Here is a 14,170-nt window from a genome sequence, read left to right as displayed (position 1 = left end):
CCATACATCGCCGCGAGACGGACCTGCGTTCATCACGTCTGGAGACGACCGGCAGCGAGCGAGCGTCGGTCCGACGGTCGTCTCGATCACCCGTCCAGGTCCGCGCCCACCGCGTCTTCGATCGACGAGAAACCGTCGCGCTCGAGTAACGCCACGAGACCCCGGTTGATCCGTTTCGCGGTCGAGGGACCCTCGTAGACGAACCCGGTATACAGCTCGACGAGCGAGGCACCGGCTCGGATCTTCTCGTAGGCGCTCTTCGCGGAGTCGACGCCGCCGACGCCGACGATCGGTAGCTCGCCGTCGGTGTACTCGGCTAACGTGCGGATGACTTCCGTCGAGCGATCCTGGATCGGTTTGCCGCTGAGCCCGCCCCACTCCGCTCGACGCGGCGACTCGAGGCCGGTTCGGCTCGTCGAGGTGTTGGTCGCGACGATGCCGTCGAGGTCGTACGCTCGGGCGATGTCGACGAGGTCGAACATCGACTGCTCGGGTGAATCGGGCCCGATTTTCACGAGGATCGGCACCCCGCGATCGTTTTCCGCCTCGAGCGTTTCGAAGATCGAGCGGAGGTGGTCGGGCGATCCCTCGTCGAACTCGTCGGGCGTGTTCGGACAGGAGACGTTCACCACGACGTAGTCGGCGAACGGGGAGAGTCGATCGAAGACCCGACGGTAGTCCTCGATCGCCTCGCGCTCGTTCGAGGAGTTCATCTTGCCGATGTTCACGCCCAGCGGGACCTCGGGGGGTCCGTCCGTCTCGAGCCGTGCTTTGACCCGTTCCATTCCCTGGCCGTTGAAGCCCATTCGGTTGATCATCGCCCCATCCTCGAGCAGGCGGAACAGTCGCGGCCGGTCGTTTCCGGACTGCGCGTAGGGCGTGACGGTCCCGATTTCGACGAAGCCGAAGCCGAGCGCGGCGAGCGCGTGCGTCACTTCCGCGTTCTTGTCGAAGCCGGCGGCGACACCGACGGGGTTCGGAAATCGCGTCCCGAACAGGTCGGACTCGAGCGCCGGGTGTTCGAACTGGTATGCGGCGGACAGCGCCGTCCGCGTCGGCCAGTTCGACTGTGCCACCCGGAGCGTTCGCTTGCCGAGATCGTGGGCCGTCTCGGCCGGCAGTTTGAACGCGAGGGGGCGCACACGCGAGTACAGCGTCATTGCCTGCAATCGGAAGGGCTGACAGGTAAACGTCCCGAAGTCACGGGAGCCATCGCCGCCGATCCCGCCTCGAGAGACGGGCGCGCAACTCGGGAAACGGTGGTGAATCCCGGAATCAGAGCGACTCCAGGACGTTCCTCACGTCGTCGACGGTCCGGAGATCGTCCAGGGCCGACACCGCGTCCTCGACCGCGACCGAACCCGGCGCGTAGTCGGCGCACATTCTGAATTTTTCCTGTAGTTCGTCGTTCGAGAGCGGATCGTCGTGCGTCCCCGGCGGTCGTTCCTGCATGCGCTCGTAGACGTCTCCCGAACGGTCCGTGACGGCGACGTGTGCGGCGTTCGAATCGTACGGCAGGTCCGAGTCGACCGTCAGCGTGACGCGTTCGCGGACGGCCTGCACTGCCGGTTCGTCGATCCGATCGTCTTCGAACGCGGCCAGGCCGACCCCGCGGCGGACGATCGCACTGGCGATCAGATACGGCATCGAGAACTTCCCCTCGAGGCCCGTCCGGGGGTCGTCGTGGGCGAGCGCATCGGCGGCTCCCTGCGAGGCGGTCACGACGACCTCGTAGATGTCGTCGGCCCGGATGTCGTTCGTCTCCGCGATCCCGGTCGCGGCGTAGATCGCGCTGTGCGTGTAGTAACAGCAGGGATATTTCTTCACGTCGATGCCGTCCTCGAGCAGCGCCCAGCGGGACCCGAGGTCGGGCAGTCGCTCGAGGTCGGGCCGTGTCTCGCCCCTGTAGAGGTCGAAGAACCCGCGGTCGCCGTCGATCGCCGTCGGATCGGCCGTCGCCCCGTTGGCGGCGAGCAGTGCCGCGGTCGTGGCGGATCGCGCGGCCTGGCCGGCGTGGATCGGTTTGGTCGTCGTGCCGAAGTTCCGTTTGAGGCCGGCCGGCATCGAGGCGGCGATGTTGAGCGCGTGTTCGGTGCGTTCTGGGGAGAGTTCGAGCAGTCGGGCGACGGCGGCCGTGGCCCCGAAGAGGCCGATGGTCGACGTGGCGTGCCATCCGCCTTCGTAGTGGCCGGGACTGATCGGTCGCGAGAGGTACCCTTGCGTTTCGAATCCGGCGACGTAGGCGGTCAACAGGTCCCGCCCCGTCGCCCCCTCCCGCTCGCCGATGGCCAGCAGTGGGGCGACCATCGGGACGCTCGGGTGCCCGTCCATCGCGGCCAGGGCGACGTCATCGAAATCCAGCGCGTGGCCCGCGGATGCGTTCGCGAAGACCGCATCGGAAAGCGGCAATCGGTCGTCGCGTCCGAGGACCGTCGTCTCGCCGGACTCCGCGACAGCGGCCGCCACAGAGACCGCCCCCGCGTCGGCAGCGGCTCCAGCGAGCGTTACGCCGACGGTATCGAGGATCGCCCGTTCGGCCGCTCGGAGCGCCTCTTCGGGAATCGATTCGGTCGTGAGCGCGGCGACGAACTCGGCGAGTTCCGCTGCCACCCCGCTCGAGGGTGTCTCCGTCATTAGTGTCCCCTCTGCGGTCGACCCCTATAATCGTACGTGTCGGCGATGACCCGGGTCAGCGTCCCCGAAGACTCCCGCCGGGGAGAGCCCGTCCGGAGCGGACCGGTGAACCGACTGGGGCCTCCGGAAACCGGTACCGAGCGTCGACTGGCAGGGCCGTTTTGTCACCGCTCGGTCACGTGCCGCCGCCGACCCGCTCCGCGTCGGCACCGAATTCGGACTCGAGTAGGTCGGGAACGTCCGCTGGCGTCACGTCGGCGTACCACGTGTTTCGCGGTTGGATCGAAATCGCGGTCCCATCGTCGCTGCACAGGCCCAGACACGAGGTCCTGGTGACGGACACCGCCGTCCAGTACGCGTCCCGTTCGCGCAACCACTCCGTAACGGCGGTGAACGTCTCCTCGCCACCGGCCGCCGCGCAGTTGGCGTGTGCAGAATCGCGGTCGTTCACACAGACGAAGACGTGCGCCGCGAGGCGCTCGCGGTGTTGTTCGGTCCGTTCGTTCATGGGCAAGCGGGGTCGCTCGCGGTCGAAACTCGGTCGCGTCCGGTCTCGGACGACGTCATGCAATCACACTTTATCTATCGAAAGTTATCTTGTAAAACCATCGGTCGAATCTCGGCGCTGGCCCCCACTCATATAAGATTCTCGTTACTATCGTTCGAGAACCGTCGCGCGCATTTCGAACGCGCGTCGGAATGCGTGACTGCTGGTGGATAACGAAATCGTTTTCCTACGGCTACGCGTGACTGCTGGTGGATAACGAAATCGTTTTCCTACGGCTACCGTTTCACTCGACTATCGACGAGAGTCATGAATATCAAACGACGGTCACCTGGAGGGAGATCCCGTGGCGGTTGAACGCCTGCTCGTCCCGCTGTCGGACACGGTGACCGTCCGGCAGACGGTCGGATACGCCGTTCGATCGGGGCTCGACGGGGCGGACGCGATCGAATGTCACCTGGTCGTCGCGCTTCCGTACGACGCCGATGTCCCCGAGAGTGCGCGCTATCGCGAAGAGGCGGCGGAATTGCTCTCGCGGGCGCGTAACTGGGTCGAGGAGGACGCCGGTGACGCGGACGTGATCGTCGAGACCACGACGCTCGGCGAAGCGGAATACCTCTTCGGTCCGCGGGATTACGCCGAGATATTCGGCGTGTACGCCGACGAGAAGGGGATCGATCGCCTCGTCATCGATCCGGAGTACCAACCGGGCGTCACGGCCCAGATGCTCCAACCACTCGAGCGCGAACTCGAGCGCGTCGGACTGTCCTACGACGAGGCCCCGGTCGAACGGCCGGCCCGACACGGCCGGCTCGTCGGGGACGGCGAGAGCTTCGACCGGCTGTTCGCGACGTTCTGGATTTCCTACGGGTTCTATCTCGTTCTCGGCGATCCGACCTACTGGTTCGATCTCGTCACCGGCGCTGCCGTCGCCGCCATCGTCGCCGTCTCGCTCGCGCAGGTGACGTTTTCGGTACCGCTGGACCGGGTTCAGTCGCCGCTGCGAACCGTTCGATTCGTCTGTTACGTTCCGTATCTCCTCTGGGAGATCGTCAAAGCCAATATCGCAGTCTCGGCCGTGATACTCCGCCCCTCGATGCCGATCGAACCGACGCTGACCCGCGTCAACTCCCGCGTCCGGAGCGGGCTGCCGCTGACCGCCCTGGCCAACAGCATCACGCTCACGCCGGGCACCCTGACGGTTCGGGCCAGTAACCAGGAGCTGCTGGTCCACACCTTGATTCCAGCGGCCCGAGAGGATCTGTTCGACGGCGGACTCGAGCGCGGGATCCGCTTCGTCTTCTACGGCCGGGAATCGGCGGATATCCCGTCGCCGGAAGAGCGCGACGACGCGGAGATCGTCGGAGGTGAGGAACTGTGACGCCCCCGCTCGAGGACGTGTTCCTGATCGCCGCGGCGCTGTTCGTCGGTCTCGCGATCGTGATGTTTTATCGCGCCGTCGTGGGCCCGACGACCCAGGATCGACTGCTGGCGGTGAACGTCATCGGGACGAACACGGTGGTCATTCTCGCGCTGCTGACCGTTGCGCTCGACGAGCCGTGGTTTCTGGACGTCGCACTGATCTACGCGCTGTTGAACTTCCTGATGTCGGTCGCGATTTCGAAGTTCACCGTCGAACGGGGTGGTGTGCTGTGATCGAGACCATCCGGTTCTGGGCGATCGTCGTCCTCATCGGATTCGGCGTGTTCTTCACGTTCGTCGCAGCTGTCGGCGTCATCCGGTTGCCCGACGTCTACGCGCGAACGCACACCGCGTCGCAAGCGGACACTCTCGGGGCAGGCCTGACGCTCGCGGCAGTCGCGCTGGCACTGGGGTGGCAGCACGCGGCGGTCTACTGCGTCCTGTTGTTGTTCTTCGTCTTCATTACGAACCCGACGGCGGCCCACGCGATCGCGCGGTCGGCCGCCGAAACGGGCGTCGAGGCGCGACTCGACGACGAGGGTCCCGGTGACCGTGGACACGATCCCGGGACGACCGAGGCGGGAGAGCCCGCGACCGAAACGGGAGGTGAGCCGCAGTGAGCGCCCTCGCGTACTCGCTCGTCGTTTTCATCCTCGTGACCGCAGTCGCGACCGCGCTCTTTCGCGACGTGCTGTCGGTTATCATCGTCTTCGGTGCCTACAGTCTCGGCATGGCGATTCTCTACACGTACCTGCTGGCACCCGACGTGGCGATGACCGAGGCCGCGATCGGCGCCGGCGTCACGACGCTTCTCCTGTTGCTGACGATCGCACGGACGTCGCGGCCCTCGACGGACGACTTACGGGAGCGCATTCACGTTCCGGCCGTCGTCGCAGTCGGCGCGTTCGTCGTGCTGCTCGGTACCGTCGTCCTGCCGGAGATGTACGCCGTCGGACTCGTGGACACGCCCGTCTGGTCGAACCCGGACGTGACCCAACACTACATCAGGGAGACCTACGAGCAGACCGGCGTCCAGAACGCGGTGACGTCCGTCCTGGCGGCCTATCGTGGGTTCGACACCTTCGGAGAGGCGGTCGTCGTCTTCGCCGCCGGGGTCTCGACGTTGCTCGTCTTGAAACGCGAGGTGTTCGCCTAAATGCCCACTCCTTACGACGACACCTACACCGAAAGTCAGGTGATCATGACCGCGGTCAAGATTATCGCACCGTTTACGCTCACCTACGGGTTGTTTATGACGTTCCACGGGGGCGACGCCCCCGGCGGCGGCTTCCAGGGTGGAACCATCGTCGGCGTCACGATCCTCATGCTCGCGTTCGCCTTCGGGATCGAACCGACCCGACAGTGGCTCCGCAACTCCCTGCTCGTCGGCCTCGTCACCGGCGGCGTCGTCATCTTCGGCGCGATCGGCTTCGCGATGGTGGCACTCGGCGGTAACTTCCTCGAGTTCTATCAACTCAAGGAGGTCTTCCACATCAAACCGAAGTGGGGGCTCGAGGCCGTCGAAATCGCCGGTATATCGCTGATCGTCGCCGGAACCATGATCACCCTCTTCTTCGCGATGGCGTCGGGATTCGCGCCCGACCGTCCGAGCGGGACCGGGGGAACGAGCATGGCCGAGAGCACGGCCGACGAGCGCCGCGAGTCGGCCGACACGGAGGTGAGCGACGATGATTGAGATGCTCGCGAGCCGGTACACGTACGTGTTGCTGTTCGTCCTGCTCGGTATCGGGATCTACATGGTGATCGCCAGCGAGAACCTCGTGAAGAAGCTGATCGGTGTGAATCTCTTCCAGACGGCGATCTTCCTGTTTTTCATCTCGATGGCGTACATCGACGTCGAGGGTGCGTCGGCGCCGATCGTTCCGCACGAAGCGAATCCCGGCGAACTCCTCGTCGCGAGTCCGCTTCCGCAAGTCATCGTCCTGACCGCCATCGTCGTCGGCATCGCGCTGACGGCGGTCGGACTGGCGCTGATCATCCGCATCTACGCGGAGTACGGAACGCTGCGCGAGGACACGCTCAGGGAGGTGCGTGCCGATGAGTAGCGTCGATCTGATCCCGCCGCTGCTGATCGTCGTGCCGTTGCTCGCGGCGACGCTGCCGATCGCGCTCGGACTGTGGTTCGATCGGGCCGGGTGGCCCGTCGCCGCGGTGACGACGATCGGTCTGTTCGGCGCTGCGGTCGCCCTCGCGAGCGTCGTCTACGCCGACGGGCAGGTAACGCATACGCTCGGCGGCTATCCCCGAACGTACGGAATCGAACTCGTCGCCGATCAGTACTCGACGCTGATCGCACTGCTCGTCACGGGGGTCGCCGTCGGCGTCCTCGCGTACACGCGCCGCGGCGGCCCGCGCGGGAACACCTTCTACACGGCGTACCTGCTGCTGGTCGGCGGACTGCTCGGGATCACGATGACCGGCGACGTGTTCAACCTGTTCGTCTTCCTCGAGATCACCAGCATCGCGACCTACGCGCTGGTCGCGAGCGGCGACGGGCCCGAATCGGCCGTCGCCGCGCTGAAGTACTTGATTCTGGGGACCGTCGCCGCGTCGATGTACCTGATCGGGGTCGCGTTCCTGCTCATGGCCACGGGGACGCTCAACATGATCGAACTCGCGACGGCGATTCCGGCGGCGGAACGCCCGACACTGATCCGCACCGCCTTCGGGTTCATCGTCGTCGGCTTCGCGGTCAAGGTCGCCCAGTGGCCGTTACACACCTGGCAGCCGAGCGCGTACCAGCAGGCTCCCGACGGCGTGACGCCGATCATCGCCGCGTTGGTCTCGACGGCCTCCGCGTACGCGTTCGGCCGCCTGATCGTGACCGTCTTCGGCGTCGACTACCTGACCGCGATGCCCAACGCCGCGTCGATCGTCCTCGTCGTCGGCTGCGTGAGCGTCCTCGCAGGCACGGTCCTGGCCGTAATCCAGACCGAGGTCAAACGGATGCTCGCGTACTCGTCGGTCTCGCAGTTCGGGCTCGTCATCGCCGCCTACGGGGTCGTCATCGGCGGCAATTCCGGGGCGGCCGAGACGGCACTGATCGGCGCGACGGTCCATCTGGTCGGTCACGGCCTGCTGAAAGCCGGGCTCTTTCTGGCGGCCGCACTCGTCGCGACGAGTTACGGGGCCCGCACCGTCGACGAGTACGCCGGACTCGCGAAACACCGCCCGGTCGTCGCCGGCGCGATGGCCGTCCTCTTGCTCTCGCTGGTCGGCGTTCCGCCGGGCGTCGGCTTCGTCGGCAAGTGGTACATCGCACTCGGCGCCGTCCAGTCCGAGCTGTGGCCCGTTGCCGGCGTCATTTTCCTCAGTACCATGCTCACGCTCGCCTACGCCGCCCGCCTGCTCGAGAAGATGTACTTCACACCGTCGCGTGCCGTCTCGTCTCCGGCCGGGGGTCCGGTCGCGACGGACGGCGGGTCCGACGGCGACGGTCGAGACGAGACCGCGGCCGACGGCCCCGGATCCGACGACACGATCTCCGCCGCGTCGAGCGGGGGTGACCCGGCCGCGGTTTCGGTCGGCATGGTCGCCGTCGTCGTGGTCGCCGCGCTCTGTGCCGTCGCGCTCGGATTTGCGGGTGGAACGTTCGCCGACTTGCTCGAGCCGTTTCTCACGGAGGTCATTCGCTAATGGTAGCAGATATTCGACCGCTCGCCGCCGTGTTGGTATCCGCGGTCGCGATCGTCCTGATCGTCGCGTCGCATCGCCGTCCCAACCTGCGGGAAGGCTGGTCAGTGCTGGCCGCCCTCGCGAAATTTGGGATCATCGTCAGCATGCTGCCCGCGGTCATGTCCGGGACCGTCTTCCGGTGGAGTCTGGCGGAGTCGACGGGGATCGAGTTCCTTGCGGGTATCGACTTCGCGCTGCGAGCGGATCCGCTGGGGATCTTCTTCGCGCTCCTCGCGAGTTTCCTCTGGATCTTCACGTCGTTCTACGCGACGGGGTACATGCGCGGGCTCGACGAACACGCCCAGACCCGGTTCTTCGCCTCGTTCGCGGCCAGCCTCTCTTCCGCAGTCGGGATCGCCTTCGCGGCGAATCTGGTGACGATCTTCGTCTTCTACGAACTGCTATCGCTCGTGACCTATCCGCTGGTCGCCCACAACGAGGACGACGAAGCACGCATCGCCGGCCGGAAGTACCTCACGTACACGTTCTTCGGCGGCGGCGTCTTCCTGCTTGCCGGGACCGCGATGATATACTGGCTCACGAGCACGGTGACCGGGGGGCCGACGCTCGCCTTCGAGGCGGGCGGCATGGATGCCCTCGCCGCTGCCGCCCAGGCCGAGCCGATCTACGCACAGGCCGCCTTCTTCCTGCTCATCGCCGGCTTCGGCGTCAAAGCCGCGTTGATGCCGCTTCACTCCTGGCTCGCCGACGCGATGGTCGCGCCGACTCCCGTCTCCGGGCTCCTCCACGCGGTGGCGGTCGTCAAGTCCGGCGCGTTCGGCATCGCCCGCGTGATACTCGAGGTCTACGGTCCGGGCTTGATCCACGACTTGCCACTCGACGTCCCGCTCGTCGGAGACGTCGGCCTGAACATCCCCGTCGCGATCGTCGCCGCGTTCACGCTGACCGCGGCGAGCATCATCGCGATGCGCAAGGATCACCTCAAACGGCGGCTGGCGTACTCGACGACGGCACAGCTCTCCTACATCGTGCTCGGCCTCTCGATGCTCCACCCCTACGCGATCGTGGGGGCGCTGTTTCACATTCCCGCCCACGCGTTCGCGAAGCTCACCCTGTTCTTCTGTGCGGGGTCGATCCACGTGGAGACCCACACCGACTACATCAGCGAAATGGCCGGCATCGGCAAGCGAATGCCGCTGACGATGACCGCCTTCACCGTCGGTGCGGCCGGTATGGCCGGCGTCCCGCCGATCGCGGGATTCGTCAGCAAGTTCTACATGCTGATCGGCGCCGGCTACATGGGCGGCGAGTACTGGCTGTTCGCCGGCGCGTTGCTCCTCTCGGCCGTCCTCAACATCGCGTACTTCTGGCCGGTCGTCTACACCGCCTTCTTCGAGAGCGAGGACCGCCACGACGCGAAACCCCTCCTCGAGTTCCCGCGGGGCGGCCTGCGCCAATCGTACGGACCCGAGGAATCGACCGACGAGAGCGTGGCCGCCGACGGCGGCGAACCGGGCGTCGACGGCTCGGAGACGGACTACGAGTACGCCGTCGACAGATATCCGAGCGATCATTCGACCCCCGAGGCGACTGCACAAACTCACGACGAGAACGACGACCGTGACGGGACGGGCGGCCACGAGACCGACGGCGACGGCGACGACCACGACGACGGCCACCTCGGTGATTCAGTCGACGCTATCGACCACCACGGCGACCACGACGACTCCCTCACCGGCGGGCCACCGGTCGGCGGCTGGACGCGGACGTCGCCGCTGGCCGAAACCACGTGGCTCATGCTCGCCCCCATCGCCGTCATCGCCACGGGTGCGATCGTCCTCGGCGTCGTCCCCGACTACGCGGTCTTCCTCGAGCTCGCGACCGAAATCGTCGAGGGGGTCTTCGGGATGCCGTTCGAGCAACTCGGGTCCGTTCCGTTCGACCAACTCGTCTCGGAGGTGACCGCCTGATGGAAGCCGACCTGCTCGCGATGGCCTACCCGCCCTTGCTGGTCTTCGCCGCCGGACTGTTGGTACTCGTCCTGCCGAGAATCGCCGGGTTTACGATCGGGGCGCTGAGCCTCGCGGCGGTGCTTGCGATCTCGATCGTCGTCCCCGAGGGCAGCTACCTGACCGGCAGTTTCCTCGGGTTCGACGTCGTTCCGTTCTACGTCGATCCGTTCTCCCAGATGATCGGGATCGGACTCGGGTTCCTCGGGATCTGTACCGTCATCTACGCCTACTCGAGCGAGGCGAGTAAACCGATGACCGCCTTCGCCCTGGTGTACGTCTCCTCGTCGATCGGGGCGGCGTTCGCCGGCGACTGGCTGGTGCTCCTGTTCATGTGGGAGCTGATGGCCGTGACGAGCACGCTGTTGATCTGGCACTACGGGGGAGATGCGGTCCGCGCGGGCTTCCGGTACGCGCTCTTTCACGGCACCGGCGGGGTGCTCGTGATGCTCGCGGTCGCCGCCCACTACGTCGAAGTCGGGACGTTCGTCTACGGAAGCGGCGGCATCGCGGACGGACTGCCGGCGCTGCTGGCGGTGCTCGGAATGGGTGTCAACGTCGCCTTCGTGGGCTTTCACACCTGGCTGCCCGACACCTACCCGCGCCCGCACTTCGCGGCCTCGGTGTTCCTCTCCGTGTACACGACCAAGACGAGCGCGTTCGTCCTCTATCGGGCGTTCCCGGAGGGCGAGGGCACGCTCTTTCTCGCCTACATGGGCGGACTGATGGCGGTCTACGGCGCGGGGTTCGCGCTCCTCCAGCACGACATGCGGGCGCTGCTGTCCTATCACATCCAGGCCCAGCTCGGCTACATCATCGCCGGGATCGGGATGACCTCGGGGATCGCCGTCGCCGGCGCGATGGGGCACCTGTTCAACAACATCCTCTTCAAGAGCCTGCTGTTCATGGCCGTCGGCGTCGTCATCTACCGCACCGGAGAGAACGATCTCTACGAACTCGGCGGTCTCTGGCGCGAGATGCCGCTGACAGCGATCGGGTTCGCGTTCGGCGCGCTCTCGATCACCGCCATTCCGGGCTTCAACGGCTACGTCAGCAAGGGGATGGTCTTCGACGCGGCCGATCCCCACTACTACGGAGAACCGCAATACCAGGCGCTGTACTGGCTGCTCTACCTGGGCGCCATCGGCACCCTCCTGTCGTTCATCAAACTCGGCTACTACGTCTTCTTCCACGGCGAGAGCGACCGCGAGGTCGCGGACGCGAAACCCGGCCAGACCGTCGCGATGCTCGGCCTCGGCGGCGCCTGTCTCCTGTTCGGCGTCTGGTGGCAGGGGCTCGCCGACCTCGTTCCGACGATCCACCACCTCGAATTCACCTACCACGGCGGCGAGAGTACCGGTCACCTCCATCCCTACAGTCCGAGTCACCTGCAAACGGCCGGGGTACTGACCGCGATCTCCGTGATCGGGTTCGTCGTCGTCCGGAAGCCCCTCTCGAAACTCGACCTCGGCGACCCGGCGATGATCGTCTATCCCGCGACTTACTACGTCAGTCGGTGGACGATGCTCGCCGTTACCGGTGCCTACGCCGCGGTCGACGCGGCCGTCGTCGGTGCGGTCACGCGCTGTTACTGGATCGGCAACAACCCCGTTCTCGCGGCCGATGCAGCCGCACACCGGCTCCCGAACTGGATGGTCGACGTCGACGAACGCCAACCCACCGACGGCGGTCAGCCCTCGACGATCCACCTTCGGGCGGGAATCGGAACGACCGTTCTGGTGCTGACGGTCGTCCTGACCGGTATCCTGTGGCTTCTCGTGGCCTGAGCCGGCCGCTCTTTCGAGATCGTGTCGCTTTCGATCCGCGTCTGCGTCTCGCCCCGGAGCGACCTCACCGGTCCGGTCGCGTCCTCACTCCGTCTCCGCCGATTCGTCCCCCGAACCTGATTCGGCGTCGACGATCGACGGTTCGTCCGCCGGAACGACCATCGACTGCTCGAGAACGGATGCGCGAAGCGTCGGCTTCGACGCCGTCGCCTCCTGCCGGTAGTGGACGGATGCCTGGTCTCGGCGCACACCGCGGGGCGTCAGGTGGTCTCCGTCGACGTCGAGTCCGGCCGCCTCGCAGAGTCGCTTCAGGACCGATCGCGCCCCTTCCGTCGTGATCGCCGGCGGCGCGATCGAGTGCTCGCGGGCGAGTTCCATCGCCGTCGCGTCGTCGAACATCGTCTCGATCGTCTTCGCGTCGTACCCCCGTTCGCTCAGCGCCGACCGCACCGTTCCGGCGATCGACGGCGCGTGGGCCGTCGGAAACAGCGGCCAGTCGTTCGACGGCGGATCCAGAACGACCCGGTACCGACGCAACGGCGTCCGCGCTCGAGCGGGCACGGGCACGTCCTCGAGTCGCTGGGATTTCCCCAGGACGCGAATCGTCCCCGTGTAGAAATCGATGTCCTGCCAGGTCGCACCTGTCCGTCGGTCGTCGTCCGGGACGCAGAAGAGTTCCGCGCCGCGGACGCTCGAGTGGGCGAGGACGGCCACCATGGCGTACTCTCGCAGCCTGGAGCGTCGCTCGCTCGTCGAGTGGGAGGCATTTTCGAGCGCCCGTTCGCGGACGTGGCGCTCGAGTTCGCGGCGCTGGCGCGCCGTCCAGGTATCGTTCGCAGGCCGTGGATTTCCGCTCGGCAACGCCGCCTCGGCCCGGGTACTCGCGGCTGGGTTCGACTCCCGGATGCCGCCTCGCACGCACCACGAGAGAAACGCGCGGACGACCGCGTAGTAGGTGCCGGCGGTGGAGGGCGTGTACTCGCCGCGGTCAGTCCGCTCGTGGAGTTCGACCGCGTAGGCGCGCATGTGGTCGACCTCGAGGCTGGCGATCGAGCCAACGTCGTGTTCCGTCTCGAGCCACTCGGTCCAGCGTCGGAGTATCGACTCGGCGTTAGACGCGTAGGTTCCGGCCCCGGAACCGTCCGGATCTCCGACGGCTTTCCGCTGGAGATAGGCGTCGACCGCGTCCGCGATCGCGATATCGGTCACGGACGGACCACCCGTTCGGAGACGGTCCGCGCGACCGAGGCCAATCGCTGGATCGTGTGCCGAGCGCCGTCAGGCCGGCCGGGACGGCCGGAACGGATCGCGAGGGAACGGCCGCGAATCATCACTTCGGTCACTACTGGTTCGCGAACCTAAATCGGTGTTTCGGTGTTTCGGGGCCGGAAAAAACCTGGCTCGACCGAGGGGCCGCCCGGCCGTTCGAACCGTGATCGACCGTTTCCGGTCGAGAACGCAGCGGTTCGTCCAGATCCGAACGACGGCTGCGTAATCGCTGTCGTGGCTCTCACCGTCGCGTCTCGAATCCGTTCGGCCGTCACCCCCCTCTCGCGCGTGGGTGGTTCCGGATTTGGTATCGCGTTATTTGGTTCATCTTATAACCGCTCGCACGGTTCGAGCGAACTGGACGCGCGGTTCGAGCACGTTCGGCCGCTGTCGCCACGGTTCGCCGGGAATCGGAGTGCCGACGACGTGCGTGTGGACGGCGTCGCCCGTCACCGATCGAACGTCACGACGGGCGCCGATCACGGATCGGTCCGCGGTGCGAACAGCAGCCGCGACCGAACCCGGCGCTCACGACGGGTTCTGATGACGGATCTTTTCGGCCGTTATTCCCGGAACCGGCGTCCCGCAGTCCCTGCACTTCCAACTCGGCGTCGTCGTTCCCGGCTCTTTCTCCAAGTCCTGTTTGAACTCGATGTGTGCGCCACACGGACACTGATACGTCGTCCGGGTCATAGCCGAACCAACCCGATGAGAAGCGATAAACGATTCGCCGATTCCGAAACGCGCCCGTGACGGCCGGACGGATTTGCAATAACGGCCTCGTCCGTCTCGTTCCGATCGAAGCCGTGTTTCCCCCACACCGCGGTGAGTAACTGCGTTCGATCGACCGCCGTCGCACCGGTGTCCGTGGAACCCCTCGTATCGAA

At 66.1% G+C, this 14,170-nt stretch carries 14 protein-coding genes; 9 read left to right on the top strand and 5 right to left on the bottom strand.

Annotated features, from left to right (window positions below; all coding sequences use genetic code 11):
* Positions 1-86: 86 nt before the first annotated feature.
* From NJT13_RS04430 to NJT13_RS04420, 3 genes are all read right to left on the bottom strand, one after another.
* The gene (locus NJT13_RS04430; protein ID WP_254524285.1) at positions 87-1,160 is read right to left on the bottom strand and encodes a quinone-dependent dihydroorotate dehydrogenase; all 1,074 of its coding nucleotides are present in this window, start codon (positions 1,158-1,160) and stop codon (positions 87-89) included.
* A gap of 115 nt (positions 1,161-1,275) precedes the next feature.
* Positions 1,276-2,634 carry an MmgE/PrpD family protein gene (locus NJT13_RS04425; RefSeq protein WP_254524284.1) on the bottom strand — a complete coding sequence of 453 codons (1,359 nt, stop codon included), beginning with the start codon at positions 2,632-2,634 and terminating at the stop codon, positions 1,276-1,278.
* A 175-nt stretch (positions 2,635-2,809) separates the two neighbouring features.
* Positions 2,810-3,142 (bottom strand): (2Fe-2S) ferredoxin domain-containing protein, encoded by a 333-nt coding sequence (locus tag NJT13_RS04420; protein WP_254524283.1) that lies wholly within the window; start codon positions 3,140-3,142, stop codon positions 2,810-2,812.
* Positions 3,143-3,485: 343 nt separating this feature from the next.
* On the opposite strand from NJT13_RS04420, the gene NJT13_RS04415 reads away from it, so the two are divergent.
* Genes NJT13_RS04415 through NJT13_RS04375 form a run of 9 tightly spaced genes read left to right on the top strand, consistent with a single transcriptional unit; the run spans position 3,486 to position 12,014 of the window.
* Complete coding sequence (locus NJT13_RS04415; RefSeq protein WP_254524282.1) at positions 3,486-4,520, top strand: monovalent cation/H+ antiporter subunit E; 1,035 nt, start codon at positions 3,486-3,488, stop codon at positions 4,518-4,520.
* On the top strand, positions 4,517-4,795 hold the full coding sequence (locus NJT13_RS04410) for a cation:proton antiporter (RefSeq protein WP_254524281.1): 279 nt from the start codon (positions 4,517-4,519) through the stop codon (positions 4,793-4,795). Before NJT13_RS04415 ends, NJT13_RS04410 begins: the two co-directional genes overlap by 4 nt.
* Entirely contained in the window at positions 4,792-5,181 is a 390-nt protein-coding gene (mnhG, locus tag NJT13_RS04405; RefSeq protein WP_254524280.1) for a monovalent cation/H(+) antiporter subunit G, read from the top strand. The genes NJT13_RS04410 and mnhG overlap by 4 nt, the downstream gene beginning before the upstream one ends.
* Positions 5,178-5,717, top strand: a complete 540-nt coding sequence (locus NJT13_RS04400; RefSeq protein WP_254524279.1) for a DUF4040 domain-containing protein — start codon at positions 5,178-5,180, stop codon at positions 5,715-5,717. Before mnhG ends, NJT13_RS04400 begins: the two co-directional genes overlap by 4 nt.
* A complete protein-coding gene (locus NJT13_RS04395; protein ID WP_254524278.1) occupies positions 5,718-6,257 on the top strand; it encodes an MnhB domain-containing protein in 540 nt (179 codons plus the stop codon). It begins immediately after the preceding gene.
* The gene (locus NJT13_RS04390) at positions 6,250-6,627 is read left to right on the top strand and encodes a cation:proton antiporter subunit C (RefSeq protein WP_254524277.1); all 378 of its coding nucleotides are present in this window, start codon (positions 6,250-6,252) and stop codon (positions 6,625-6,627) included. The genes NJT13_RS04395 and NJT13_RS04390 overlap by 8 nt, the downstream gene beginning before the upstream one ends.
* Positions 6,620-8,218 carry a proton-conducting transporter transmembrane domain-containing protein gene (locus NJT13_RS04385; RefSeq protein ID WP_254524276.1) on the top strand — a complete coding sequence of 533 codons (1,599 nt, stop codon included), beginning with the start codon at positions 6,620-6,622 and terminating at the stop codon, positions 8,216-8,218. Before NJT13_RS04390 ends, NJT13_RS04385 begins: the two co-directional genes overlap by 8 nt.
* Positions 8,218-10,188, top strand: a complete 1,971-nt coding sequence (locus tag NJT13_RS04380) for a proton-conducting transporter transmembrane domain-containing protein (protein ID WP_254524275.1) — start codon at positions 8,218-8,220, stop codon at positions 10,186-10,188. The genes NJT13_RS04385 and NJT13_RS04380 overlap by 1 nt, the downstream gene beginning before the upstream one ends.
* Entirely contained in the window at positions 10,188-12,014 is a 1,827-nt protein-coding gene (locus tag NJT13_RS04375) for a Na(+)/H(+) antiporter subunit D (RefSeq protein WP_254524274.1), read from the top strand. Before NJT13_RS04380 ends, NJT13_RS04375 begins: the two co-directional genes overlap by 1 nt.
* A gap of 84 nt (positions 12,015-12,098) precedes the next feature.
* Here the strand turns inward: NJT13_RS04375 and NJT13_RS04370 are convergent, their stop codons facing one another.
* On the bottom strand, positions 12,099-13,223 hold the full coding sequence (locus tag NJT13_RS04370; RefSeq protein WP_254524273.1) for a tyrosine-type recombinase/integrase: 1,125 nt from the start codon (positions 13,221-13,223) through the stop codon (positions 12,099-12,101).
* A 588-nt stretch (positions 13,224-13,811) separates the two neighbouring features.
* On the bottom strand, positions 13,812-13,976 hold the full coding sequence (locus tag NJT13_RS04365) for a hypothetical protein (RefSeq protein ID WP_254524272.1): 165 nt from the start codon (positions 13,974-13,976) through the stop codon (positions 13,812-13,814).
* Positions 13,977-14,170 lie beyond the last annotated feature (194 nt).

The organism is Natrinema caseinilyticum, assembly GCF_024227435.1.
GTDB lineage: Archaea > Halobacteriota > Halobacteria > Halobacteriales > Natrialbaceae > Natrinema > Natrinema caseinilyticum.
Note: the sequence above shows the minus strand (reverse complement) of the source record. Positions and strands in the feature narration are given on the sequence as shown.

Excerpts from the sequence above, each read along its gene's own strand:
- NJT13_RS04385 (WP_254524276.1), top strand. The coding sequence starts at position 6,620 with ATGAGTAGCGTCGATCTGATCCCGCCGCTGCTGATCGTCGTGCCGTTG.
- NJT13_RS04375 (WP_254524274.1), top strand. The coding sequence starts at position 10,188 with ATGGAAGCCGACCTGCTCGCGATGGCCTACCCGCCCTTGCTGGTCTTC.
- NJT13_RS04390 (WP_254524277.1), top strand. The coding sequence starts at position 6,250 with ATGATTGAGATGCTCGCGAGCCGGTACACGTACGTGTTGCTGTTCGTC.
- NJT13_RS04425 (WP_254524284.1), bottom strand. The coding sequence starts at position 2,634 with ATGACGGAGACACCCTCGAGCGGGGTGGCAGCGGAACTCGCCGAGTTC.
- NJT13_RS04420 (WP_254524283.1), bottom strand. The coding sequence starts at position 3,142 with ATGAACGAACGGACCGAACAACACCGCGAGCGCCTCGCGGCGCACGTC.
- NJT13_RS04365 (WP_254524272.1), bottom strand. The coding sequence starts at position 13,976 with ATGACCCGGACGACGTATCAGTGTCCGTGTGGCGCACACATCGAGTTC.
- NJT13_RS04380 (WP_254524275.1), top strand. The coding sequence starts at position 8,218 with ATGGTAGCAGATATTCGACCGCTCGCCGCCGTGTTGGTATCCGCGGTC.
- NJT13_RS04395 (WP_254524278.1), top strand. The coding sequence starts at position 5,718 with ATGCCCACTCCTTACGACGACACCTACACCGAAAGTCAGGTGATCATG.
- NJT13_RS04430 (WP_254524285.1), bottom strand. The coding sequence starts at position 1,160 with ATGACGCTGTACTCGCGTGTGCGCCCCCTCGCGTTCAAACTGCCGGCC.